Raw genomic sequence first — 23,432 nt, 5'->3', positions numbered from 1 at the left:
GGGGCATCATTCGAAGCTTGCGAGATGCCCTATTACGAACTCGCTTTTCTCCTTCTCCCGCTCTCGATTCCAACCACCCTTGAGCCCGCCTCGCGCTGCTTCTTGATCTGTGACTTCAGCTCAGAAATCTCCTTCTTCAAGGCGGCGATCTTTGCATCTCGCTGCACCACCTCGATCGAGTACATGTTCTTGAACTGCGCAGAAATACCGTCGTACCTCTCTTTCCATCCCAGCCCTTGTGAGTAGGACTTTCGTCTGGCGGCCTTCACGCTCGTAGGAACGTCCACTCGAAGTTTCGTGAGCCAGGCCTGCACCTCGAGCTTTGTGGTGCCGGCATGCTTCTCTCCGTGCAGCGATACCGCTGTTACCTTTGCCCGCCGACACAGCTCTGCAACATTCAGCCGACCAGAGTTCCGTGGATACACTCCGTCGTTCTCCGATATCTCCCTGTCAATCTCGGCCATAGTTGATCGAAGGCGTGCAACGAACGCCTCCGTCCGCTCCTTTCCAAGCTCGGCAAGACTCTTCTTTTGTCTCATTTCAGAAGTACCACATTGGGTACGAGACGCGTCAGCAAACTGCTCTTCGAGAAGTATTCGTCCACCTTCTTCCACCTGCCGAGCACGGACTTGATCTGCCCCCGGAACTGAGCAATGAGCATAACGTCATCATCCACGAAAGCGTGCTCTAGCAACTCAAGATTGTACTGAACTGTCTCGATGGCCTGAACAACGCTTCTGGACGCCTTATCCTCGTCGTCAGGGAGAATCAACTGATTCTCACATGCAGGATGACAGTAGTGTGGATTAGCCTGACCATGCCCCTTGTTGCAAAGGCCTCCATCGGTGAAGTTCGTACACACTATTCCTGGTGCGACAACTGCCCAAGAAGAGCCCTCAGCAGTCATCGCGCGGGCGAACTCCCTGATGTTCTGCGGATCAAGGGCGGACTTACCCAGCCGGCGCGCGAACAGCGCCACACGCCCCCGTAGCTTCTCTGCGCCGGCCCCCTGAACCTCATCAGCCTTATTGATCGCCTCCACTCCCTTTAGAATAAGCATCTCACGTACAACTTGCTGTACTTCGGAAAGAATTCCTGGATCCGAAAGTATGTAGCGCATGATTGTCATTTGTTCATCCCTGTGCCCAAAGACATCCATCAAAATCTTTGGCGCATGGACAAGCGCTAGAGCAACAATTCGAGCGAGGGTTTTTCGGAAACGATGCGGGTTCATACCACCATCGGTGAGCCAGCGCTCCAGGCCAAGTATCTCCACGAAGCTATTGAACACATGCGCAAGGCTCGGCACCTTATCTGGATATCTTGGGGAAACCCACAGGCCGTTCCCCTTTAGGCCGTGGTGCCGTCGAAAAATGTTCGCTAGGCGCTCTTGCTGCAGAATCGCTTGAATGGCAATTGACGGCGCTGGCGCTTCACTCTGCCTCCCTCCGGGATTCTCAAACTTCCAGGTTCTGAACTCGTAAACACTGGAACCACCTCGCTTGCCAAGCGAGCCGATCTGCATCGTTAGCAGTTCACCATGTCGGGGACCGCCAGAAAGAGCCACCGGAAAAGCGTGTGCACCCTGTAGAACCACTATCAGGCGCAAGGCCTGGGGTAACGTCCGAGGCGGCCATGCGACGGTTTTTCCACTTCGCCCGGATTTCATCGAAAATTGAAGCGGGGCATCCATAAGCGGCTCCCCGTCAGGCCCCCGCCATTCCCATGACCGGATCACAGCATTGCTTACGCGAGCAGCTCGGCGACTGGGAGATGGCGAGGGACCGTCTTTCAGATCACGAGTAGTTTCAGTAGCGGCGAGTGCGGCCTCTACGGCATCCAACAAAGTAGGACCAACGACTTCGATCATCACCAGTGCCATCGAGCCTGCTTCGGAGACGAACTCATCTGAGTATGGCTGATGAGGTTTCGCTATGCTGACCGGGATTGTGTGCTCAGGTTCACCCGTTCGATCTCGCGCAGCCTTCATTCCATGAACCGTTGGACGCATGGGCGCGGGGCCATCGGGAAGACACCCCAGTCGGTGGTAGTACTCAACCACCCCAAGGCAGTCAGAGTACTTCTGCGTCAGGCCAGCGCGTTCGACCAGGCTCCAGAGTCTCTTGGAGCTTGGACGTACATTTGTACGCTGGATCGCCCTCTTAAGATTGGCAATGAGCGTCCGGATCGTTGTGTATCTATACACCTTCCCGGTTTTGCCTGGAATTATCGCCATCGTGATCGCCAGCCTCATAAGCTCTCGAACTACGAAGGGTGAGTGCTTCCCCTTGCACGTCTTGCCCCTTCCAGAATAGAGCCTTAGATCGAGATCAGAGGTCCGTAGGCCAGACTGATGTTCGTCGTCAATACGAAGAACGCCCCAGTTGTCCCCCATTCCAACAAGCTTCTGAAGCTGCTTCAGCTTTGCCTCCGGCGCCACCCTCAGCTCATTCGGACTAATCGACAGTAGCGACACCTCCACGTCAGGAGCTAGGAGTTCATGGTTGCCTGCTACTAGAGACCGGTTGACCATTTTCATCAGTGCTGCCCTGCGAAGTAGATTGGCATGTGCTCACCGGAGACTATCCTTGCCGCCCACTTATCAATGGCGAACTTCACTGCATCTGCTGGCCATTGAAGAACGGTTAGGCGAAGCCGCGCCAGGTCACTTGCATCTGATCCAGCATCGAACCGGACCATTCCTACGGAGGTCCGAACTGCCTCTAGCTCTGCCACACGCCGGCAGATGAAGTCCAGGCTGTCCGTGAACACAAAACAGTTAGGGCAGCCGCTGGAAGCACACCTATGCTGCTGGACGCATAGAGTGCATCCATCTCTCGGATTGCCTGGATCAATGACTGCTGGCGGGCTGTAAGGATCTGCACATCCGCTTCCATCGTAGGTCTTATGACGGCGTGCTTGATTCAGCTTTTCGATCTCGGCTTCACTGACGTCCAACTTTGCGAGCTTCGCCCTCGTCAAGGCTACGTCGAACACACGATTGACCCGAAGCTGGGAGAACAAGTCATCAATCACTTCGGACACAAGCGAGAAGGATTCCTCAAAAGAAGATCTTCGGTAGCCATAGTGCCTAGTGGTCATGAGGTTCTTGTGACCAAGTAGTACCATCATTACCCAGTTCGAGTATTGAGAATCCTTGAAGATCGCAGCCGCGGCGACATCTCTGAACTGTCCAATTGACATGGTCTCGGAAGCTGTACGGGTGCCGTCATCGAGTTGCTCTATCAGAGAGGCGAGCCAGTTGTTTGCAGTTCGAGTTGTGCGAGGATTTACTACATACACCCCTTGTCGCCGTCCGCGCACTGTTACGCCCACCCATGGACTACGAGCGACAACGTCTGGGAGAGGGCACAGGCGCGGGTTTCTTTCGATATGGCCTCGAAGCCCTTCTGTCCGCTTCAGAAGAAGCTCAACTAACGAATGACAGCCCGTCGCATCGCCTACCCGTGACACAGTCCATTGCGCGGCCCCCTTGGCCCGGTCCTTAGGCGCATAGATCCATGCATGCTGCTCATCATAGACTGCCGTCCAGTCGCTCAAGTTCAGGGATGCTGCGGTTGCGGGGTTCCAGGCGCTCCGCGCTACAAAGAGCAGGAAGAAAATTGAGACATCTGCGCTAGTAGGATAGGTTCCGGCAACCAGATCGTGCCAGCCGACCTCGCTTCCTGATCGTTCGTGGTCATCGGGGTAGTGCGCCCACCAGCTTGGGAGTCTTTTGATGCGCTTGCCGAAGATCGCCAACAACTGAGATCGCCGAGGCACTGGATTTCCCGTCAGCCTTATGAGCGCGCGATAGGTCGCGTGCGCATCCGCTTCCGTACATACGAAGTCGGGGGCATTCATGAACTCAGGATTCTCTCTGTACAACTCGATCAGATCGCGTCCTTGAGGAATGAGTCTGTCCGTTCTCCTCCACCGCTGTAGAACCTTCAGTGCCTCCGCTCGTAGCAACCTAATGACGGCCAATCCGTGCTCTTCGGATGGGGTCTCGCGGCGATTCGAGGCTATCCTGAAAACTGGAAGTACTAGCTCTGGAAGTTCATGGTAGCTAATCGCGGTCTTTATAATCGCGCGGACGACGGCAGCTCTGCTGTCCATAGTGGCATCCCAAGCACCCTCCGGACCCGGGCTTGTGTAGAGGGCAATGTGCCGGGATGTCAGATCGCGAAGTCTAACCACCCGTTTGAATGGAATTCCATTTGAGGCCATGTATCCCTCAAGTGCATCGAGGAATCTCCAGAAGGACACCAGTGCCCCCCTTCTTGCAGCTGCACCGTCTGATGCGATGCCTTCAATACTCGCGCTCAGCGTAGGCCATAGATCGCGCAGCAGCTCCGGCCTACCAGTGAATCCCCCCTTCCAGGAATGCCTGACTGCGGCAATGGGCGGGGCATCACTTGCACCAGTCGCCAGAATCGAGAAGTCATAGATCTTCCCCGTGCTAATGAGGTCCGGATGTGTACAGGGCACCACCCATTTCCCAGGCATTCCCCCTGTATCTTCACGCGCTCTCACGTCTATGCCTCGTCGATGATCGCATTCCAACGAATTGCTGGATGCCCTCGATCACGACCAATTTTGGCTACCGCAGCGCGCAGGTATTGCATCGTCGTGCGCTCATCAACGTGCCCCAGAAGCGGACTGAGAAGCATCTTTACCTGTCCGGCCATGAGCCCATGCAACCAACCGAAGTCAGCACCACTCAGCTCTGAGTTGCCTGCGAGGGCCAACTGCGCCCGCGTCAGGGCGCAGATCTTCTCCACCGCAAAATGGTGCCTTCCTGTATGAGGGTGCCATCCTTTGGGACAATGCCGATCGGAAGTCCAAATCCGGCGAAGCATCTCATTGCTCACAGGTCGGTTCACACCTTCTCCAAGCCACAGACGATCTGTCCGCTTGGTGTGTTTCCTATCACCAATGTGATATCTCGTCAGCTGGGTCGGTCGAATCACCGAAATGTAGTGCCAGATCCTTTCGGCAAGATCTAGTGGCACAAATACCGTACGCCATCTTGTGCCAAGGTCTGACCCAGGACTGACCTTGCCTCCCTTAGTGCCATACTTGAGCACTAGCGGAACCTCACCAGCCAATATCCAGTCGGGTTGCCAGTTGGTTCTCTCGCTCGTTCTTTTTGCTGGAAAACAGGTGACCCGTAGTTGATTGGCTTCCGAGATCCTGAGGCCAGAACGGATGATCAGCTCGAAGATCAGAATTTTTACGGGCGCACGCACCGAAATCGACTTCAACCACATCTCAACCTCCCTGTCAGGAGGGAGGATGATCGGAGCTTCCGGCGCAGTTAGAGAACCGATCCGCACAGTCTTTGAGCGCAGTGTTCCGCTTTGCGAGCTTGTGGGCGATATGTAGGTGTATGCAACTTTTCTTACAGGTATCTGCATGGGCAGGCGATAGCCGCGCTCGCTGGCCCAGGTCAGAAATAGACACGCCTCATTGACGTAGAGGTTAACTGTAGCGGGATCCAACTGCCTCCCACTCGGGGATCCGTCACCACTCAGGAGTGCCGGTTGATACTGATGAAGGATATTCTCGTTGTAGGAAATTTCTCGCCAATCAGTGGCTTGATCTATGCACCATTCGAGAAAAATAGAAAGCCTTGCGGCCATGTTTCTTCGCGAGCGCAAGGTTGGGATGGGCCCGTAAAAGAGCTCACTCTCAGCTTTTGCTTTTGATCGGTCGCGAGGAAGTTGCCATTCCCCGTTGCTGCGCTCATCGAGGTAGCGGTTGGCTTCAATTGGGTATGAGCCATCGTCACCGATCAGAATCGGTACATGCTGCAACTTAGGCGCGTGTGCAAAGGCTCCCTCAGGGGGCATAACCACTTGCATCGGATTGACTCCGAGCTGACCTGCAGCGGACGGTACGCCCGCTGTTCGCCAAGGTCAATAGGCCACTTAAGCCTTTGAAGGGGTTGAACTTACGTACTTCTCGCGGCGGATCTGCGGGTTGCCCAGGCCGGCGGCCTTCAGCAGCTCGGCGCAGGCATCCACCATGTCCGGGTTGCCGCACAGGTAGGCGATGTCCGTGGCCGGGTCCGGCGTGAAACCGGCCAGCGCCTGCTGCACGTAACCGTGCTGCACGTCCGGATGCGGATCGGCGGGCAGTTCGCGCGACAGGCATGGAACATAGCGGAAGTTCGGGTGTTTTTCGGCGAAGCTGTAGAAATCCTCGCTGTACAGCAGCTCGCCCGGGCTGCGCGCGCCCTGCAGCAGCACGATCTGCGCACCACGTTCGGCCATGGCCTTTTCCAGCAGCGGCAGCATCGAGCGGTACGGGGTAACGCCGGTACCGGTGGCGATCAGCAGGTAGCGGGCATTGTGGTCACCGGGATTCAGGCAGAAGCGGCCGTAGGGGCCTGATGCACTGATCTGGCCGCCGTGCTCCAGCGCCTCGAACAGCGCGGTGGCAGCGCCACCGGGCACGAAGCTGACCGCGATATCCACCGCCTCGCCCGGGCCCAGTGCGTGGTCGTGAATGGTCGCCAGCGAGTAGCTGCGCTTGGTTTCGGTGCCATCGGCGTAGCTGAAATGGACCTGGATGAACTGGCCGGGCTGGAAATCCAGCGGCTGCCCATCGTCACGCACGAACTGGTAGTGGCCGACGGTCGGGGCCAGCATGCGGCGGCCGACCAGCTTGAGGGGGAATTGAACAGGCACGACTTTTCGGGACAGTGTGTAGCCGGGGCAAGCCCTCGGGGTCTTCTATAATAGCCCCTCCCCGCCCCTCTCCAGCGCCAGCCCATGGGCGCGAAGGCTTCGAGCTTGGCATCCCAGAACGATACGGCGCCCGCCCTGCGCGTGCGCGACCTGCGCAAGACCTACGACAACGGCACCCAGGCCCTGAAGGGGGTTTCCCTGGAAGTGGCCCCGGGCGACTTCTTCGCCCTGCTGGGCCCCAACGGTGCCGGCAAGTCCACCCTGATCGGCATCATCAGCTCCCTGGTCAACCTCAGCGAGGGCCAGGTGGAGGTGTTCGGCAGCGACCTGGTGCGCAACCGCAGCGCCACCATGCGCCTGATCGGGCTGGTGCCGCAGGAAATCAACTTCAACCTGTTCGAAAAGCCCTTCGACATCCTGGTGAACTACGCCGGCTTCTACGGCGTGCCGCGCGAGGAAGCGGAGCAGCGCGCCGAAGAGGAACTGAAGCGGGCCCACCTGTGGGAAAAGGCGCAGGTGATGAGCCGCACGCTGTCCGGCGGCATGAAGCGCCGGCTGATGATCGCCCGCGCGATGATGACCCGCCCACGCCTGCTGATCCTGGATGAGCCGACCGCCGGCGTGGACATCGAGATCCGCCGCGACATGTGGCGCGTGCTGAAGGAGATCAACGCTGCCGGCACCACGATCATCCTCACCACGCACTATCTGGAAGAAGCCGAGTACCTGTGCCGCCACCTGGCGATCATCAACCATGGCCAGATCGTCGAGCAGGGGCCGATGCGCACCCTGCTGGCCAAGCTGGACGTGGAGGGCTTCCTGCTGGACATCGACGGTGACCTGCCGGCGCAGCTGCCGGTGATCGAGGGCGCGACCCTGACCGCGCCGGACCCGCACACGCTGGACATCGACATGCCGCGCGCAATGGACCTCAACCGCGTGTTCGCCACGCTCAACGAGGCCGGTATCCGCGTGCGTTCGATGCGTACCAAGAGCAACCGCCTGGAGGAGCTGTTCGTGCGCCTCACCGGCAACCTGGAGAAGCCTGCATGAGCACCACCGAGCTGACCGACGGCCAGCGCAACCGCATCGCACTGATGACCATCGTGCGCCGCGAAGTCGCCCGCATCATGCGCATCTGGGGCCAGACCCTGGTGCCGCCGGCGATCACCATGACCCTGTACTTCCTGATCTTCGGCAACCTGATCGGGTCGCGCGTGGGTGACATGGGCGGCTACACGTACATGCAGTTCATCGTGCCGGGCCTGGTGATGATGAGCGTGATCCAGAACAGCTACGGCAACATCAGTTCCTCGTTCTTCGGTGCCAAGTTCGGCCGCCACGTGGAAGAGCTGCTGGTCAGCCCGATGCCGAACTGGGTGATCCTGTGGGGCTACGTGGCCGGCGCCGTGCTGCGCGGCCTGATGGTGGGCGTGATCGTGCTGATCATCGCGATGTTCTTCACCCCGGTGCGCATTCCGCACCCGCTGGTGATGCTGACCACGGTGATCCTGGGCGCGACGATCTTCTCGCTGGCCGGTTTCATCAATGCGGTGTATGCGAAGAAGTTCGACGACGTGGCGATCGTGCCGACCTTCATCCTGACCCCGCTGACCTACCTGGGTGGCGTGTTCTATTCGGTGAAGCTGCTGCCGGGCTGGGCCGAAGCGGCCACGCACGCGAACCCGATCTTCTACATGGTCAATGCGTTCCGCTATGGCCTGCTGGGCAGCAGCGATGTGCCGCTGCCGGTGGCCTATGGGTTGATGATCGGCTTCGTGGTGGCGCTGACGGCGCTGGCGTTGTGGCTGCTGCGCCGTGGCGTGGGCATGCGCAGCTAAGGGTGGCCTGCAGGGCCTGCGGCCCTGCACCCGCCGAATCAACGTCAACTTCAACGGCAACGGCAAAAGCTGACTATCCGGGGGATGGCGGGGTGGGTCCGATTGCGGGGGACGCCGTAAACCCATCCCTGGGGGCTTGGCCGCGGCATCCATGCCGCGGACACCCCCGCAATCGGACCCACCCCGCCTTCGACAAATTCCGGCGATCTGCCGGGATGTCGTTCTCCGCTGCTGCTGGTAGGTGTCGACCTTGGTCGACACGATGGATCGACGCCATGCGTGGATGGAGCTTTCACGGCAAAGCCGATGTTCCGCTTTTCTCGTTCGGGATTGCAGCTAGGCTGTGGCGATGAAGATCACTTCCATTGCGCTGGACAAAGCCGTGTCGGACGGCCCCATCGATGCCTTCAGCCATGCGTTGCTGGGCGATTCACCCACGCTGGATGAGGTGCTGGAATACCTGGCCTCGCGGCACGCGGCTGATCCCCGGTATCGCTACCTGTGCACGCTCGATGATGCCGGCCAGTGCCGCTACACCAGCATGCACGCGTCAGACGACGCGCGCATCGCGCTCTACGAGAACGAAGACCCGGCAACCCCCGACGATGCGTTGGCGGCACGCGGGCGGTTGCTGGCGCATGTGGTCGCGCAGCTTGAGCATTCGACGCATCGGCTGGAATGGAGCACGCTGGCGGGCACGCTGATGTGCAATGACGCGGACATCGAGGCATTGGTCGCGGCCAATGCCGCACCGGATCTCATCGTCGACGAGGTGGTCTACGTGCAACAGGTGCCCGTGGATCGTGACGACCTGCTGATCGCCGCCCTGCCCAACGGCTACTTCAGCGCGGACTGGAACATCTTCCAGAACCACGCCCTGATCCGGCACCTGCAAGAGCATTACGACTACCGCCTGTTCGGGCTTGGCGCATCGTGGCTGGGCTTCCAGCGTGACAGCGCGCCGTCGCCTGCGGAAGCGGACGCTCTGGTCGCGGACCTGCAGCGCGTCTACGCTGCCGGAACGCACGACACCTGGTTACAACTGGCTGCAACGCTGTCCTCCCGCACCACGCTTCTATTGGGATACACCGAAGGCTTCAGCGAACAGCTGCCCTGAGCGCGGTTCTACACGCGCTCGCGCAGCGAGCGGCCCGCTTCCGCTCCTGATCTGTCTTCCGTGGTGGCCGCACCCGGCCAACCCCACTGAACCGTGCTTTCCGCGAACCACCACGAGTGGCACCGCCGTTGGCCGCGATCTCCGGCACAATCGAAATCCTGATTCCCCAGAACACGGTGAACGTGCAATGCGCATCCTGATCCTCGGCGCCGGCGGTACCGGCGGTTACTTCGGTGGTCGCCTGGCCCAGGCCGGTGTGGACGTGACCTTCCTCGTGCGCCCCGCGCGCGCCGCCCAGCTGGATCGCGACGGCCTGGTCATCCGCAGCCCGCTCGGCGATGCCAGCTTCCCCGTGCAGCATGTCACCGCTGATGCACTGCCCGCATTGGCCGCGCAGAAGCCGTTCGACCTGGTCATCCTCAGCTGCAAGGCCTACGACCTGGACAGCTCGATCGACGCCATTGCCCCGGCCGTGGGCGCAGGCACCACCGTGCTGCCGATCCTCAACGGCCTGCATCACTACAACGCACTGGACGCGCGCTTCGGCCGCGACGCCGTGCTTGGTGGCCTGTGCTTCATCAGCGCCACCAAGGCCCCCGACGGTGCGGTGCTGCACCTGGGCAAACCGGCCAAGCTCACCTTCGGCGAGCGCGACAGCGGCGCGGCCTCGGCGCGCGTGCGCGCCTTCGCTGCGGTCTGCGCGCAGGCCCATCTTGATCACCTGGCCAGCGAACACATCGGCCAGGAACAATGGATCAAGTACACCTTCCTTACCGCGCTGGCGGCGGCGACCTGCCTGCTGCGCGCCGACATCGGCACCATCGTTGCCACCGATGATGGCGAGGCGATCGTGCGCGGCCTGTACGACGAATGCCTGGCCGTGGCCGAAGCCGCCGGTGAACCGGTTCCCGTGGCCGCGCAGGACACCGCGCGCGACACCCTGACCCAGGCCGGCTCGGCACTGAAGGCATCGATGCTGCGTGACCTGGAAGCCGGCCAACAGGTGGAGGCCGAACAGATCGTCGGCGACATGCTGGCCCGCGCGCGCAAGGCCGACCAGGAAGCCCTGCTGCTGCAGGTCGCCTACAGCAGCCTGCAGGCCTACCAGGCACTGCGCGGCGCGTGAGCATCATCTCCGCCGCCAGTGCATCGCCCTCGCGGGTGCTGATCCTCGGGCTGGGCTGGAGTGGCGGTGCGATGGCCCGACATCTGCAGGCATTGGGCGCACACGTCGCCGGCACGGTACGCGATCCCGCATCGGCACCACGCGATGGTCTGCGTCGCCATCCGCTGGGTGCCGATGCCACGCCATCGCCCGCCCTGCTCGATGAGATCGCGCAGGCCGAGGCCGTACTGTGCAGTGTGCCACCCGACGCCGATGGCGATCCTGCACTGCGCCTGCTGTTGCCCGCGCTGCGGGCCAGCCCGGCATTGCGCTGGGTGGGCTATCTGTCGTCCACCTCGGTGTATGCCGACCGCGCCGGCGGCTGGGTCGACGAGCGCAGCGCAGCCGATGCCACTGAAGCAGCCGGCGTGCAGCGCCTGCGGGCCGAAGCGCAATGGCGTGCGCTTGCAGGAGAACGCGGCATCGCATCGGCAGTGTTCCGCCTGCCCGGCCTGTACGGGCCGGGGCGCAATGCGCTGCTGCAGCTGGCGCAGGGACGTGCCCGCCACGTAGTGCGTCCCGGGCTGCTATTCAACCGGCTGCACGTGGATGACCTGGTGACGGTCGTTATCGCGTCGATGCAGCGGCCGTGCGTGGATGGCCTGTATCTGCCGGCCGATGACGAGCCGGCACCGCCGCAGGAGGTACTGGCCTTCGCCGCGCAGCTGGGCGGGTTTGCGATGCCACCTGCCGTGGCATGGGACGACCCTGCACTCAGCCCGACCCTGCGACGCTTCTACCAGAGCAACAAGCGCATCGACAGCCGTGGCACGCGTGAAGCACTGGCGTGGGCGCCGCGGTTCCCCAGCTACCGTGAGGGCCTGCGCGACCTGCTCCGGTAGTGCCGGCCGCTGGCCGGCAATCAACCGTGTTGCCGGCCAGCGGCCGGCACTACCATCAACCTGCGCCGGGCAGGCGGAAGAACGTACGCGTCGCGGCCGTTGCATTCGCGGCGGTAACTGCCACGTCCTCGCCACGGTCACGCGCCAGTTCTTCCACGATGTGCGAGAGAAACATCGGTTCGTTGCGGCGGTCCTTCGGCATCGGCTTCAGCGTGCGCGGCAGCAGGTACGGTGCGTCGGTCTCGATCATCAGGCGGTTGGCCGGGATGTTCTTCACCAGTTCGCGCAGGTGCGCGCCACGGCGCTCGTCGCACAGCCAGCCGGTGATGCCGATGTACCAGTCCTGGTCCAGGTAGTCGAACAGCTCGTCACGCTCACCGGTGAAGCAATGCACCACCGCCGGGCCGATGCGGCCTTCGAAGTTCTTCATCTGTGCCATGAAATCGGCATGCGCATCGCGCTGGTGCAGGAACAGGGGCTTGCCATTGTCCGCGGCCAGCTGCAGCTGGCGCTCGAACGCGCGGTGCTGGGCCGGGCGCGGCGAGAAATCGCGGAAGTAGTCCAGCCCGCACTCCCCCACCGCCACTACTTCCGGGTGGGCATGCAGCGCGCGCATTTCGGCATCGCATTCCTCGGTGTATTCCACCGCGTGGTGCGGGTGCACGCCGGCGGTGGCGTACAGGAAGCCGGGGTGCTGCTGGGCCAACTGCAGGGCCAGTGGCGAGTGCTCGCGGCTGGCACCGGTGATGACCATCTGCACCACGCCGGCCTGGCGCGCGCGGTCCAGCACGGCATCGCGGTCGCGGTCGAAGGAGTCGTGGGTCAGGTTGGCGCCGATATCGATCAGGTGCATGGTCATCGCGGGGGAAAAGTGCCCGCGCATTGTACCTGCGCCTGCCGTGGCCCCTTATCCTTTGCATATGAACGCCCCGCTCTTCCCGATTTCCCCGCTGCTGCCGCAGATCCAGCAGCAGCTGGCCGTGCAACCACGGCTGGTGCTGGAGGCCCCGCCCGGTGCCGGCAAGACCACCCAGGTGCCGCTGGCGCTGCTCGACGCGCCGTGGCTGCAGGGCCGCAAGATCATTCTGCTGGAACCACGCCGGGTCGCCGCGCGCAGCGCGGCGCTGTTCATGGCACGGCAGCTGGGTGAGGAGGTCGGCGGCACGGTCGGCTACCGCATCCGCTCCGAGAACAAGGTATCCGCGCGCACCCGCATCGAGGTGGTCACCGAGGGCATCCTGACCCGGATGCTGCAGGACGACCCGATGCTGGAAACCGTCGGCGCGATCCTGTTCGATGAATTCCACGAGCGCCATCTCAGTGGGGATCTGGGCCTGGCGCTGGCGCTGGACGTGCAGGCGCAGCTGCGCGACGACCTGCGCCTGGTGGTGATGTCGGCCACGCTGGACGGCGAGCGGCTGGCACGCTTCCTCGATGCGCCGCGGCTGAGCAGCGAGGGCCGCAGTTATCCGGTGGCGATCAGCCACTTCCCGGCGCGCCGCGATGAAGCCCTGGAACTGCAGGTGCGCCGCGCGGTGCAGCAGGCACTGGCCGAGCACCCCGGTGACCTGCTGGTGTTCCTGCCCGGCCAGCGCGAGATCGCGCGCGTCCAGGCCGGCCTGCAGGAGTCACTCGATGGCAACGTCGAGGTGCTGGCGCTGCATGGCGAGCTGCCGGTCGAACAACAGGCGCGCGTGTTGCAGGCCGCCAGCGATGGCCGCCGTCGCGTGGTGCTGGCGACCAACGTGGCCGAGTCGTCGGTGACCCTGCCCGGCGTGCGCGTGGTGATCGACAGCGGCCAGGCGCGCGAGCCGCGCTACGACCCCAACAGCGGCTTCACCCGGCTGGACGTGGTGGCCATCGCGCAGGCGTCGGCCGACCAGCGCGCGGGCCGTGCCGGTCGCGTGGCCGAGGGCGTGGCCTGGCGGCTGTGGCCGCAGTCGCAGCGGCTGGAGCCGCAGCGCCGCGCGGAGATCGACCAGGTGGAACTGGCCGGACTGGCGCTGGAACTGGCCGCGTGGGGCAGCAGCGACCTGCGCTTCCTCGACCCGCCACCAGCCGGCCCGATGGGTGCGGCGCGCGAACTGCTGCAACGCCTGGGTGCACTGTCGGACTCGGGCGCGATCACCGCACTCGGGCGCCGTGTACTGGCGCTGGGTACGCACCCGCGGATGGCGGCGATGCTGCTGGCAGCGCCCGATGCCCGCGCGCAGGCGCTGGCCGCCGATCTGGCCGCCCTGCTGGAAGCGCGCGACCCGCTGCGCCAGGGCGGTGACGCGCTGGCGGCCCGCTGGCGCGCACTGGCCGCGTTCCGCACTGGCCGCGCGCCGGGCGATGCCAACCGCAGCGGGCTGGCCGCCATTGATGCCGCCGCCAAGCAGTGGCGTCGCCGCCTGCGCTGCGAGGCTACGCCGCCGGCCAGCATCGAGGCGCACGAACTGGGCGATCTGCTTGCACACGCCTTTCCCGACCGGATCGGTTTCCAGCATCCCGGCGATCCGCTGCGCTACCTGCTGGCCAATGGCCGCAGCGCGCGCCTGCACGAACTGAGTGACCTGCGCGGTGAGCCGTGGCTGGTGGCCAGCGAACTGCGCTTCGAGGCGCGCGATGCGCTGCTGCTGCGTGCCGCACCGGTGGATGAAGGCCAGCTGCGCAAGGCATGGCCGGAGCGCTTCGTCACCGAAGACGTGGTGCGCTGGGAGAGCGAGCGACGCGCCCTGGTGGCGCTGCGCGAGACCCGTTTCGACCGGATCGTGCTGGACAGCCGCTCGGCCGGCCGGGTCGATCCGCAGCACGCCGCGCAGGCGCTGACCGATGCGGTGGCCGAGCTCGGCCTGCAGGCGCTGCCGTGGACCGAGGGCCTGCGCCAGTGGCAGGCACGGGTGGAATCGCTGCGGCGCTGGATGCCCGAGCTCGGCCTGCCCGACTGCAGCGACGATGCCCTGCTGGCCACGCGCGCGCAATGGCTGCAGCCCGCGTTCGCCGGCAGGACGCGACTGGATGCGCTGGATGAATCCAGCTTCGGCGAGGCGCTGAAATCGCCACTGGAGTGGTCACAACGGCAGTTGGTCGAGCGTCATGCGCCGACCCGCATCACCGTGCCGTCCGGACTGGAGCGGCCGATCACCTATGCGCTGGACAGCGAGAGCGGCGATCCGCTGCCGCCGGTGCTGGCGGTGAAGCTGCAGGAACTGTTCGGCCTGGCCGACACGCCGCGCATCGCCGATGGCCGCGTGCCGCTGACCCTGCACCTGCTCTCCCCCGGCGGCCGCCCGCTGCAGGTCACCCAGGATCTGCGCAACTTCTGGGAAAGCACCTACGCCGAAGTGAAAAAGGAGATGAAGGGCCGTTACCCGCGCCACCCATGGCCGGATGATCCGTGGACGGCGACGGCCACGCACCGGGCCAAGCCGCGCGGAACCTGATTGGTAGTGCCGGCCGCTGGCCGACAGCCCCCTGGCACCAGGCGGAGAGCATTGCCGGCCAGCGACCGGCACTACCGGGTGCGGAGCCTGCCTGATCCTGAATGGCTGCGGTAAAGTCACACCACGTGCGTCCCCGACTGACATACCGTTTACGGGCAACACGCGACACTGGACTTCGACCCGAGGCAAAGGACCCCCGCATGAGCAAGCTGACCGTAATCACCGACCGCGCTCTGGAGCGCGCCCTGGAGCTGGCCCACACCGCCGGCGATGGCCTGAAGAGCGCCGGTGGCAGCCTGCGCAACGCGGACTGGATCAAGACCGGCGCCGCCCTCGGCGCAGTGAAGACCGGCGGCAAGGTCGCCACCAAGTTCGCCCGCCGCAACCCGGCCGTGACCATTGCCGCGGCTGCCGTCGGCGTCGGCCTGCTGGGCTATGCGCTGTACCGCAAGCAGCAGAAGAAGAAGGCTGCCAATGGCCACGTGGTGAATGGGCAGGCGCAGCGCATCCACGCACGCGACCGTCGCAACGACACCGTGGTGGACGAGCACAGCGATATCGGCAGCGACGCGTGAAGCTGCCCGGGTCAGAGCCCTTCCGCAGGAAGGGCTCTGACCCTACCAGCTACGAGAGGGCCGGATGCCGCGAGGTATCCGGCCCTTTCTGTTTCAACCGATCTGCCGCCACTGCCCCGGCTGCAGGTCGTCCAGCCGGTAGGGCCCCATCGCCACCCGCACCAGCCGCAGCGTTGGCAGGTTCACTGCCGCGGTCATCCGCCGCACCTGGCGGTTGCGGCCCTCGCGGATCGTGATCGCCAGCCAGGCATCGGGCACGGTCTTGCGGAAGCGCACCGGCGGATCGCGTGTCCACAGCGACGGCGCCGGATCGAGGCGCTCGATCTTCGCCGGCAAGGTCGGCCCGTCATTCAGCTCCACCCCATCGCGCAACCGTTGCAGCTGCTCATCGCTGGGCGTGCCTTCCACCTGCACCCAGTAGGTCTTGTCGGCCTTGTGCTTCGGGTCGGTCAACGTGTGCGCCAGCGTGCCGTTATCCGTCAGCAGCAGCAGGCCTTCGCTGTCATGGTCCAGGCGACCGGCGGCATACACGCGCGGCGGCAGGCCGAACCCGGACAGCGTCGGTCGCGGCGGTACGCTGCGGTCGGTGAACTGGCAGAGCACGTTGAAGGGCTTGTTGAAGGCGATCAGCATTGCGGGCACGGCAGTCGGCGGGTGGCGCATTGTCCCATGCCGCGCCACGCGCCACTCGGCTGTAGAGCCGAGCCCATGCTCGGCTCATCGCGCACAGCACGGCGGAACGCAACAGCAGCCGAGCATGGGCTCGGCTCTACAGAGTCAGCATGCGCCAGCCCGGCACCCCTCTTACGGCTTGATGAAGCGCAGGGTCATGCGGTCGCTTTCGCCGATCGTCCGGTACTTCGCATCATCGGCCTTGTCGTGCTGGTTGGTCGGCGGCAGCGTCCACACGCCGTTCGGGTGGTCCTTGGTGTCGCGCGGGTTGGCGTTGACCTCACTGCGCGCGTCCAGCTTGAAGCCGGCGGCCTCGGCCATCGCGATCACCTGCTGCTGGCCGACATAGCCGGTGTCATCGTCGTCAGCCACGTCGGCCTTGGCGCGGTGCTCGACCACGCCCAGCACGCCGCCCGGCTTGAGCACGTTGAAGAAGCCCTGGAACATGCCCTGCGCCTGGCCGGCCTTGCGCCAGTTGTGCACGTTGCGGAAGGTCAGCACCACATCGGCTGAACCGGCCGGGCCGAACACCGGCTTGGCCGGATCGTAGGCGACCACGGCAGTCTTGCCGAACTGTGCCGGTGCAGCGGCGTACTTCCTTTCCAGGCTGTCGCGGCTGCGCTGCTGGTAGTCACGGCCGCGGCCTTCGGGCACCGCCATCGGATCGACCACCGCAGCAACGTAGTGGCCCTTGTCGTGCAGCAGCGGCGCCAGGATCTCCGAGTACCAGCCGTTGCCGGGGGTGATCTCGATGACGGTCTTTTCCGGCGTCACCTTGAAGAACGACAGCGTCTGCGCCGGGTGGCGGAAACCGTCGCGCTTGACGTTGTTGGCATCGCGGGTGGGCGCCTTCACCGCCGCGTCGATGGCCGGCGACACCTGGATCTTCGCCGGCGCGACCGTGGCCGGTGCGGCAAACGCGGGAACAGCGGCAAGCAGGGCCGAAGCAAGCAGCAGGCGGCAACCACGCAGGGACGAAGCAGGCATCATCGGAGCGACTCCAGCGGAAGATGCGGCGAGACTAGCAGCCGCGGCGCCCCAGGTGTTCACAAAACGTTAGCCGCGTGCGTATCGCGGAACACTGTTTTGTGGTCGCCGCCGCAGCACGGTCACACTACGCGTTCTATTCTGGAGCACTTCCCCCAAGGAGTCCGTGCCCATGACGGCAACCCGCGAACTGGGCCGTTCCGGCCTGCATGTACGTCCGCTCGCCTTCGGTGGCAACGTGTTCGGCTGGAGCGCCGATGAGAAGGCCAGCTTCGCCCTGCTCGATGCCTTCGTCGACGCCGGCTTCAACCTGGTCGACACCGCCGATGTGTATTCGGCCTGGGTGCCGGGCAACGCCGGCGGCGAATCGGAAACGCTGATCGGCAAATGGTTCGCGCGCAGCGGAAAGCGCGACAAGGTGGTGCTGGCGACCAAGGTGGCCAAATGGGCCGAACGCCCCGGCCTGACCCCGGACAACATCAATGCGGCCGTCGAGGATTCGCTGCGCCGCCTGCAGACCGACGTGATCGATCTGTACCAGGCCCACGAGGATGATGAGTCGACGCCACTGGAAGCGACCCTGGCCGCGTTCGGCCGCCTGATCGAAGCCGGCAAGGTGCGCGCCATCGGTGCCTCCAACTACAGCGCCACGCGCCTGGCCGATGCGCTGAAGGTGTCCACCGACTACAAGCTGCCGCGTTACGAAACCCTGCAGCCGGAGTACAACCTGTACGACCGTGCCGGCTACGAGAATGAGCTGGAACCGCTGGTGCAGCGCGAACAGATCGGCGTGATCGGCTACTACGCCCTGGCCAGTGGCTTCCTCAGCGGCAAGTACCGCACACCGGCCGATGCGGCCAAGAGCCCGGCACGTGGCGAAACGGTGGTGAAGCGCTATCTGAACCCGCGCGGCCTGCGCATCCTGCAGGCGCTGGATGACGTGGCCAGCAAGCACAGTGCCAGCGCCGCACAGATCGCACTGGCATGGCAGATCGCGCGGCCGTCGATCACCGCGCCGATCGTCAGCGCCACCAGCGTCGAACAGCTGCACGATCTGCTGGCAGCGGCCAACGTGTCGCTGAGCGTGCAGGATGTCGCGCAGCTGGATGCCGCCAGCGCCGAAGCGTGAGGCCCGGTAGCGCCGGCCGCTGGCCGGCATTGCCCACGTGCCGAAGAAAACAATTGAACAAAATGGTTGCACGCGACTAAATCGTGGTTTATCGTGCGCACCTCGTTTCAACAACCTCTGGAAACTTCCCTTGAACGCGCATTCCGTCGCCATCGCCAAACTGCTGCCATGCCTGCGCATGGACGGGCTGGCGCGCGCGTTCGGCAAGGAAGACCAGCTGACAACGGCCTGATACCCGCCCTGCGGAGATCGGCCACCCCGATCTCCGAGGCCTGACGACGCCCTCGGAACGCAAGTCCCGGGGGCGTTTTCGTTTGCGTCGGCACAAGGACCCGCGATGCCAGAACTGCACCCCGCGCGGCAACCCGCCGCTCACTGACCCAGGTTTCTCCCGCCCCGCCGAAGGATTTACTTCGCGCGATCGGCTGCGCCAGGACATTATCTGCATCGCATCAAAACATTATCGCTCGTCGATAATGTCGGTGGCCTGCACCCTCGATTCTCCAACGGTCCCGTTTCCATCACGGGCTGGTGCGCGCGGCGTTGCCGTGGCGTATGCCGGAGGTCGCGGACATGCCATCGCCTGGATCGCCTGCTGGAGGCAGGCGCCGGTTCGCCGGTACGCGGTTCGATTCCGCGCGGTCCCCAACTGGATAGCTCAGCAGGGTAGAGCAACGGATCCTGATTCCGTCTGTCGTGGGTTCGACTCCCACTCCAAACCACATGACCTGTCACGTCATGACTTGAAGCAACACCCGGGGCGCAAGCCCCAGCGGCCATTGTCGCCGTCCACCGCCATCGCCTTCGGGCGGGGCGTGGAAGGCAACGGACCGCACGCCGGGCCCCGGCCCGCCGCCACTGCCAGCCACGTTCCGCCCCGGTGCTGCCTGCCGGGAACGGCGATGGCAGCACTGCCGGCGCACCGAAGGCTCCGCGCGCGGACCGTCCGCCGATGGCCGCCCTCTTCCGCTGCCTGCACGTGGTGTGCAGGCGGCCGCGCCACGACCTGATCGACCCGGGTCATGGCGATTCATCCGCAACGGGTCGAACCACCAGAGCCATACAAGGAGAGACTCCCATGTTCTGGACCATCAAGGTCGTGATCGGCGACGGCGAGCGCGGCCTGGTGTATCGCAACCGTCGTTTCCAGCAGATGCTGCTGCCGGGCGTGCACCGCCTGTCGCCGTTCGGCGGCCGCCCGCACGTGGACATCCACACCGCATCGAAGGGCGCGGCCTATACCGGCAGCGACCAGGACAGCCTGATCGAGGCACTGGGCGCGACGCTGGACACGCACTTCGTGCTGGCCAATGTCAGCGCCACCGAAGTCGGCCTGTTGCTGCGCAACGGCCGCATCGATGAAGTGCTGCCGCCGGGCAGCCGCCGTCTGTACTGGCGGGGTTCGGTCGACACCCAGGTACGCGTGATGGCGCTGGGTGACGAGCCGCGCATCCCGGCGGACGTGCAGCAACGCCTGGGCCAGCTGGGCGTGCTGCCGCGTGTGGCGGTGATCAGCACCGTGCCAAGCGAGTCGGTCGGCCTGCTGTTCATCGATGGCACGCTGCGGCAGACGCTGGACGCCGGCCTGCACGCGTTCTGGAACTTCAACGGCAACGTGTCGGTGGAGCGCGTGGAACTGCGTGCACGTTCGCTGGACGTGTCCGGCCAGGAGCTGCTCAGCCGCGACAAGGTGACCCTGCGGGTGAACCTGGCCGCGACCGTGCAGGTGATCGACCCGGTGCGTGCACACCGCACGCTCAGCAATGCCGATGAGTTCGTCTACCGGCAGCTGCAGTTCGGCCTGCGCCAGGCGATAGCCGCGCGCAGCCTGGACGAGCTGCTGGGCGACAAGGCGGCGCTGGACGGCGAGATCGCCGCCCATGTGCAGGCCGCGATCGAGGGCCACGGCGTGCGGCTGCTCGGCGTGGGCATCAAGGACGTGATCCTGCCGGGCGAGATGAAGGAGATCCTCAATGGCGTGGTGCTGGCCGAGAAGCAGGCCCAGGCCAGCGTGATCCGTCGCCGCGAGGAGGCCAACGCCACGCGTTCGCAGCTCAACACCGCAAAGCTGATCGAGGACAACCCGGTGCTGATGCGCTTGAAGGAGCTGGAGGCACTGGAGAAGGTCACCGAGAAGATCGACACGCTCACCGTGTTCGGCGGCCTGGATGGCGTGCTGAAGCAGCTGGTGACGATCAGGTAGGGGGTAGCGGCGGCGCAGGGACGCGCCGCCGGCCCATCAAGGACATACACGAAGACATGGACACTCAACACAACTATCAATGGCTGCACGCCGAGGGCACCACGCCGATCAAGGGCTGGGTCAACGGTGTGCCGCTGGAAGCGCAGGCGCATGAGCAGCTGCGCAACATCGCCGCGATCCCGTTCGTCGGGCCGTGGGTGGCCGTGATGCCGGACGTGCACCTGGGCAAGGGCGCGACCGTCGGCTCGGTGATCCCGACCCGCGGTGCGATCATCCCGGCCGCGGTCGGCGTCGACATCGGCTGCGGCATGGCGGCGGTACGCACCACGCTGCGCGCCAACGACCTGCCCGACGACCTGCGGCAGCTGCGCAACAGCATCGAGCGCAGCATTCCGGTCGGCAACGGACGCGGCGGCGAGCATCACCGCATGCCCGACAGCATCCACACGCGGCTCGTGCAGTCCGGGCTGGCCGCCGGCCTGGAGAAGATCAAGGACAGGCACCGCAGAATCCGCACCGACAAGCTCGACCGCCAGCTGGGTACGCTGGGTGGTGGCAACCACTTCATCGAACTGTGCCTGGACGAGACGGACACGGTGTGGGTGATGCTGCACAGCGGATCGCGCGGCACCGGCAACCTGATCGGCACCTACTTCATCGAGAAGGCGCGCGAGGAACTGGCCCGGCGCGTGCTCGGCTTCCACCTGCCGGACAAGGACCTGGCGTTCTTCATGGAAGGCGAGCCGCTGTTCGATGACTACGTCGAAGCCGTGTCGTGGGCGCAGGACTACGCCCGGCAGAACCGCGAGGCGATGATGTCGCGCGTGCTGGCCGAGATGCGCCACCGCTTGCCGAAGTTCCAGCTGGCAGCGATGGCGGTGAACTGCCACCACAACTACGTGCAGAAGGAGACGCACCACGGCCAGGAACTGCTGGTGACCCGGAAGGGGGCGGTGAGTGCGCGCGAAGGCGAGCTGGGCATCATTCCCGGCAGCATGGGCACGCGCAGCTACATCGTGCGCGGCAAGGGCAACGCCGACAGCTTCCACAGCTGCAGCCACGGTGCCGGCCGGGTGATGAGCCGTGGCACGGCGCGCCAGCAGATCACGCTGGCCCAGCACCGCGAGGCCACCGCGCACGTGGAATGCCGCAAGGACAGCGGCGTGCTGGACGAGTCACCGGCCGCGTACAAGTCGATCGACGATGTGATGGCCGCACAGCTGGACCTGGTCGAGGTGGTGCACACCCTGCGCCAGGTGCTGTGCGTGAAGGGGTAACGGAGCAGTGCCGGCCAAGGCCGGCCTCTACCAGAGTAGTACGTCACGTCGGGGGTCAGATCGCTTTCTGCGAAAGGGATCTGACCCCGGCACATTCAGCGCGGCACGCTGTCTTCGGCCACCAGCGCATGATGCACGCCGATGCCCGCGCGCACGCCTTCGGCCATGGCCAGGGTGATGTTGCCGACCGTCGTCGCATCGCCTGCGGCATACACGTTGGGCACCGAGGTCTGCTTCATCATGTCGACCTCGATCAGCACCCCCAGCGGGCTCTCGACCAAGGTGCAGCCAAGCTGCTGCACCAATGGCGTGGCCATCGCCTGGGTGGCCGGTACGAACAGCGCACGCTGGGCGATGCGGCGGCCATCGGCCAGCTCCACTTCCAGCCAGGTCGGCTGGTCGCCCTGCACGCCCAGCACCGGCGACGTCTCGATCTGCACGCCGCGCTGCTGCATGGCAGCCCGTTCCTCATCGGTGATCGGCAGGCCCTGGCTGAAGAAGGTGACATTGCCCCAGTCGGCAAACAGCGGCGCCTTGCCGGCGGACATCGGATGGCCGCCAAGCAGGCCGATGGCGCCGCCACCCACTTCGTAACCATGGCAGTAGGGGCAGTGCAGCACGGTGCTGCCCCAGCGCGCGGCCAGCCCGGGCAGTTCCGGCAGCTGGTCGGCGATACCGCTGGCCAGCAGCAGCTTGCGCGCGGCCAGCACCTGGCCATCGGCGGTACGTACTTCCACGCCCTCTGCGCTGGCGTTGGCCTGCACAGCCTCGGCATGCACCCAGCGCACGCTGGGGTAATCCAGCAGCTGCTGGCGCGCGGTCTTCAGCAGCTCGGCGCCGCTGATGCCATCCAGCCCTGGCACCCCGTGCGAATGGCTGGCGAAGCGGTTGCGCGGCGAGCCGGCGTCGATGACGGTGACCGGCCGCCGGGCGCGGGCCAGGATCAGGCCGGCGGCAATGCCGGCGTAGCTGCCGCCGACGATGAGCACATCAGGATTCATGAGGACCTTCCAGGGAACGGTGATGGGCGAGATGGCGGGCGAAGTCGGCGCCGAGCTGGTCCAGCGTGGTCGCCCGCAGGCGCGCCTCCAGCAACCGCTGTGCCTCGCGTGCCCCCTCCAGCAGCGCGCTGTTGACCAGCTGCTGGATCGGGCAGCCGCCGCCGGCGTCGCGGGCGCCGACCTGCACCAGCGGTGGTGCGCCCACGGCCAGATAGATGTCATGCAGGGTGATCGTTGCAGCGTCGCGGGCCAGCTGGCTGCCACCGCCATGACCGCGGGTGCTGCGTACCAAGCTGGCCTTGTGCAGCTGCGCCAGCAGACGGCGGATCACCACCGGATGGGTCGGCAGGCAGGACGCCAGCTGCCCGGAGGTGCGCGGGCCATCCTGGCCGACCAGATGCGCCATCACGTGCAGGGCGTCAGAGAGCGGGTTCGCGGATTTCATGTAACTACATTAGTTACATTTATATCCCCTGTCCAGGGTCCGCATTTGTTCCATATGG

General features: G+C 64.6%; 20 protein-coding genes and 1 tRNA gene. 11 read left to right on the top strand and 10 right to left on the bottom strand.

Going from position 1 to position 23,432, the window contains the following annotated elements:
• Positions 1-32 precede the first annotated feature (32 nt).
• From E5790_RS10725 to E5790_RS10705, 5 genes are all read right to left on the bottom strand, one after another.
• Complete coding sequence (locus E5790_RS10725; RefSeq protein ID WP_136191744.1) at positions 33-539, bottom strand: hypothetical protein; 507 nt, start codon at positions 537-539, stop codon at positions 33-35.
• Entirely contained in the window at positions 536-2,539 is a 2,004-nt protein-coding gene (locus tag E5790_RS10720) for a hypothetical protein (protein ID WP_136191743.1), read from the bottom strand. The genes E5790_RS10725 and E5790_RS10720 overlap by 4 nt, the downstream gene beginning before the upstream one ends.
• On the bottom strand, positions 2,539-4,536 hold the full coding sequence (locus E5790_RS10715) for a hypothetical protein (RefSeq protein ID WP_136191742.1): 1,998 nt from the start codon (positions 4,534-4,536) through the stop codon (positions 2,539-2,541). Before E5790_RS10715 ends, E5790_RS10720 begins: the two co-directional genes overlap by 1 nt.
• A 2-nt stretch (positions 4,537-4,538) precedes the next feature.
• Positions 4,539-5,867 (bottom strand): site-specific integrase, encoded by a 1,329-nt coding sequence (locus E5790_RS10710; RefSeq protein WP_136191741.1) that lies wholly within the window; start codon positions 5,865-5,867, stop codon positions 4,539-4,541.
• A 66-nt stretch (positions 5,868-5,933) separates the two neighbouring features.
• Entirely contained in the window at positions 5,934-6,695 is a 762-nt protein-coding gene (locus E5790_RS10705) for a ferredoxin--NADP reductase (RefSeq protein ID WP_075075814.1), read from the bottom strand.
• 84 nt (positions 6,696-6,779) lie between these two features.
• Between E5790_RS10705 and E5790_RS10700 the strand changes: the two genes are divergently transcribed.
• The 5 genes from E5790_RS10700 to E5790_RS10680 all read left to right on the top strand — a co-directional run bounded on the left by E5790_RS10700 (position 6,780) and on the right by E5790_RS10680 (position 11,660).
• Positions 6,780-7,748: an ABC transporter ATP-binding protein gene (locus E5790_RS10700; RefSeq protein WP_005411567.1), complete on the top strand. Its 969-nt coding sequence runs from the start codon at positions 6,780-6,782 to the stop codon at positions 7,746-7,748.
• Positions 7,745-8,536: an ABC transporter permease gene (locus E5790_RS10695; protein WP_014038898.1), complete on the top strand. Its 792-nt coding sequence runs from the start codon at positions 7,745-7,747 to the stop codon at positions 8,534-8,536. Before E5790_RS10700 ends, E5790_RS10695 begins: the two co-directional genes overlap by 4 nt.
• Positions 8,537-8,885: 349 nt before the next feature.
• The gene (locus tag E5790_RS10690) at positions 8,886-9,653 is read left to right on the top strand and encodes a hypothetical protein (RefSeq protein ID WP_111205358.1); all 768 of its coding nucleotides are present in this window, start codon (positions 8,886-8,888) and stop codon (positions 9,651-9,653) included.
• Between the two features lie 187 nt (positions 9,654-9,840).
• Positions 9,841-10,779: a 2-dehydropantoate 2-reductase gene (panE, locus tag E5790_RS10685; protein WP_046433139.1), complete on the top strand. Its 939-nt coding sequence runs from the start codon at positions 9,841-9,843 to the stop codon at positions 10,777-10,779.
• Positions 10,776-11,660: an epimerase gene (locus E5790_RS10680; protein WP_049442054.1), complete on the top strand. Its 885-nt coding sequence runs from the start codon at positions 10,776-10,778 to the stop codon at positions 11,658-11,660. The genes panE and E5790_RS10680 overlap by 4 nt, the downstream gene beginning before the upstream one ends.
• Before the next feature lie 55 nt (positions 11,661-11,715).
• Here the strand turns inward: E5790_RS10680 and E5790_RS10675 are convergent, their stop codons facing one another.
• On the bottom strand, positions 11,716-12,513 hold the full coding sequence (locus E5790_RS10675; RefSeq protein WP_046433165.1) for a TatD family hydrolase: 798 nt from the start codon (positions 12,511-12,513) through the stop codon (positions 11,716-11,718).
• Positions 12,514-12,580: 67 nt separating this feature from the next.
• Between E5790_RS10675 and hrpB the strand changes: the two genes are divergently transcribed.
• Both hrpB and E5790_RS10665 read left to right on the top strand, forming a co-directional pair.
• Entirely contained in the window at positions 12,581-15,085 is a 2,505-nt protein-coding gene (gene hrpB / locus E5790_RS10670) for an ATP-dependent helicase HrpB (RefSeq protein ID WP_111205359.1), read from the top strand.
• Positions 15,086-15,285: 200 nt separating this feature from the next.
• Entirely contained in the window at positions 15,286-15,660 is a 375-nt protein-coding gene (locus tag E5790_RS10665; protein WP_014648816.1) for a hypothetical protein, read from the top strand.
• A 93-nt stretch (positions 15,661-15,753) separates the two neighbouring features.
• Here E5790_RS10665 and E5790_RS10660 read toward each other — a convergent pair whose 3' ends face one another.
• Positions 15,754-16,293, bottom strand: a complete 540-nt coding sequence (locus E5790_RS10660) for a pseudouridine synthase (RefSeq protein WP_111205360.1) — start codon at positions 16,291-16,293, stop codon at positions 15,754-15,756.
• Between the two features lie 171 nt (positions 16,294-16,464).
• Complete coding sequence (locus E5790_RS10655; protein ID WP_111205361.1) at positions 16,465-17,322, bottom strand: class I SAM-dependent methyltransferase; 858 nt, start codon at positions 17,320-17,322, stop codon at positions 16,465-16,467.
• 169 nt (positions 17,323-17,491) lie between these two features.
• On the opposite strand from E5790_RS10655, the gene E5790_RS10650 reads away from it, so the two are divergent.
• From E5790_RS10650 to E5790_RS10635, 4 genes are all read left to right on the top strand, one after another.
• The gene (locus tag E5790_RS10650; protein ID WP_111205362.1) at positions 17,492-18,448 is read left to right on the top strand and encodes an aldo/keto reductase; all 957 of its coding nucleotides are present in this window, start codon (positions 17,492-17,494) and stop codon (positions 18,446-18,448) included.
• A gap of 649 nt (positions 18,449-19,097) precedes the next feature.
• Positions 19,098-19,170: transfer RNA gene (locus E5790_RS10645), tRNA-Gln, on the top strand.
• 356 nt (positions 19,171-19,526) lie between these two features.
• Positions 19,527-20,651 carry a slipin family protein gene (locus tag E5790_RS10640; protein ID WP_014648820.1) on the top strand — a complete coding sequence of 375 codons (1,125 nt, stop codon included), beginning with the start codon at positions 19,527-19,529 and terminating at the stop codon, positions 20,649-20,651.
• 56 nt (positions 20,652-20,707) lie between these two features.
• Positions 20,708-21,928: an RtcB family protein gene (locus E5790_RS10635; RefSeq protein WP_014648821.1), complete on the top strand. Its 1,221-nt coding sequence runs from the start codon at positions 20,708-20,710 to the stop codon at positions 21,926-21,928.
• Positions 21,929-22,023: 95 nt separating this feature from the next.
• Here the strand turns inward: E5790_RS10635 and E5790_RS10630 are convergent, their stop codons facing one another.
• Together E5790_RS10630 and E5790_RS10625 are read right to left on the bottom strand one after the other, a co-directional pair.
• A complete protein-coding gene (locus E5790_RS10630; protein WP_049442056.1) occupies positions 22,024-22,929 on the bottom strand; it encodes an NAD(P)/FAD-dependent oxidoreductase in 906 nt (301 codons plus the stop codon).
• Positions 22,919-23,374 (bottom strand): Rrf2 family transcriptional regulator, encoded by a 456-nt coding sequence (locus E5790_RS10625; protein WP_014648823.1) that lies wholly within the window; start codon positions 23,372-23,374, stop codon positions 22,919-22,921. The genes E5790_RS10630 and E5790_RS10625 overlap by 11 nt, the downstream gene beginning before the upstream one ends.
• Between the last annotated feature and the right edge of the window lie 58 nt (positions 23,375-23,432).

This window comes from Stenotrophomonas sp. PAMC25021 (assembly GCF_004795795.1).
In the GTDB taxonomy this organism is placed as follows: Bacteria; Pseudomonadota; Gammaproteobacteria; order Xanthomonadales; family Xanthomonadaceae; genus Stenotrophomonas; species Stenotrophomonas muris.
This window is presented reverse-complemented; position numbering and strand designations above follow the sequence as displayed.

Excerpts from the sequence above, each read along its gene's own strand:
- E5790_RS10725 (WP_136191744.1), bottom strand. The coding sequence starts at position 539 with ATGAGACAAAAGAAGAGTCTTGCCGAGCTTGGAAAGGAGCGGACGGAG.
- E5790_RS10720 (WP_136191743.1), bottom strand. The coding sequence starts at position 2,539 with ATGAAAATGGTCAACCGGTCTCTAGTAGCAGGCAACCATGAACTCCTA.
- E5790_RS10710 (WP_136191741.1), bottom strand. The coding sequence starts at position 5,867 with ATGCAAGTGGTTATGCCCCCTGAGGGAGCCTTTGCACACGCGCCTAAG.
- E5790_RS10700 (WP_005411567.1), top strand. The coding sequence starts at position 6,780 with ATGGGCGCGAAGGCTTCGAGCTTGGCATCCCAGAACGATACGGCGCCC.
- E5790_RS10695 (WP_014038898.1), top strand. The coding sequence starts at position 7,745 with ATGAGCACCACCGAGCTGACCGACGGCCAGCGCAACCGCATCGCACTG.
- E5790_RS10690 (WP_111205358.1), top strand. The coding sequence starts at position 8,886 with ATGAAGATCACTTCCATTGCGCTGGACAAAGCCGTGTCGGACGGCCCC.
- panE (WP_046433139.1), top strand. The coding sequence starts at position 9,841 with ATGCGCATCCTGATCCTCGGCGCCGGCGGTACCGGCGGTTACTTCGGT.
- E5790_RS10675 (WP_046433165.1), bottom strand. The coding sequence starts at position 12,513 with ATGCACCTGATCGATATCGGCGCCAACCTGACCCACGACTCCTTCGAC.
- hrpB (WP_111205359.1), top strand. The coding sequence starts at position 12,581 with ATGAACGCCCCGCTCTTCCCGATTTCCCCGCTGCTGCCGCAGATCCAG.
- E5790_RS10665 (WP_014648816.1), top strand. The coding sequence starts at position 15,286 with ATGAGCAAGCTGACCGTAATCACCGACCGCGCTCTGGAGCGCGCCCTG.
- E5790_RS10660 (WP_111205360.1), bottom strand. The coding sequence starts at position 16,293 with ATGCTGATCGCCTTCAACAAGCCCTTCAACGTGCTCTGCCAGTTCACC.
- E5790_RS10655 (WP_111205361.1), bottom strand. The coding sequence starts at position 17,322 with ATGATGCCTGCTTCGTCCCTGCGTGGTTGCCGCCTGCTGCTTGCTTCG.
- E5790_RS10650 (WP_111205362.1), top strand. The coding sequence starts at position 17,492 with ATGACGGCAACCCGCGAACTGGGCCGTTCCGGCCTGCATGTACGTCCG.
- E5790_RS10640 (WP_014648820.1), top strand. The coding sequence starts at position 19,527 with ATGTTCTGGACCATCAAGGTCGTGATCGGCGACGGCGAGCGCGGCCTG.
- E5790_RS10635 (WP_014648821.1), top strand. The coding sequence starts at position 20,708 with ATGGACACTCAACACAACTATCAATGGCTGCACGCCGAGGGCACCACG.
- E5790_RS10630 (WP_049442056.1), bottom strand. The coding sequence starts at position 22,929 with ATGAATCCTGATGTGCTCATCGTCGGCGGCAGCTACGCCGGCATTGCC.
- E5790_RS10625 (WP_014648823.1), bottom strand. The coding sequence starts at position 23,374 with ATGAAATCCGCGAACCCGCTCTCTGACGCCCTGCACGTGATGGCGCAT.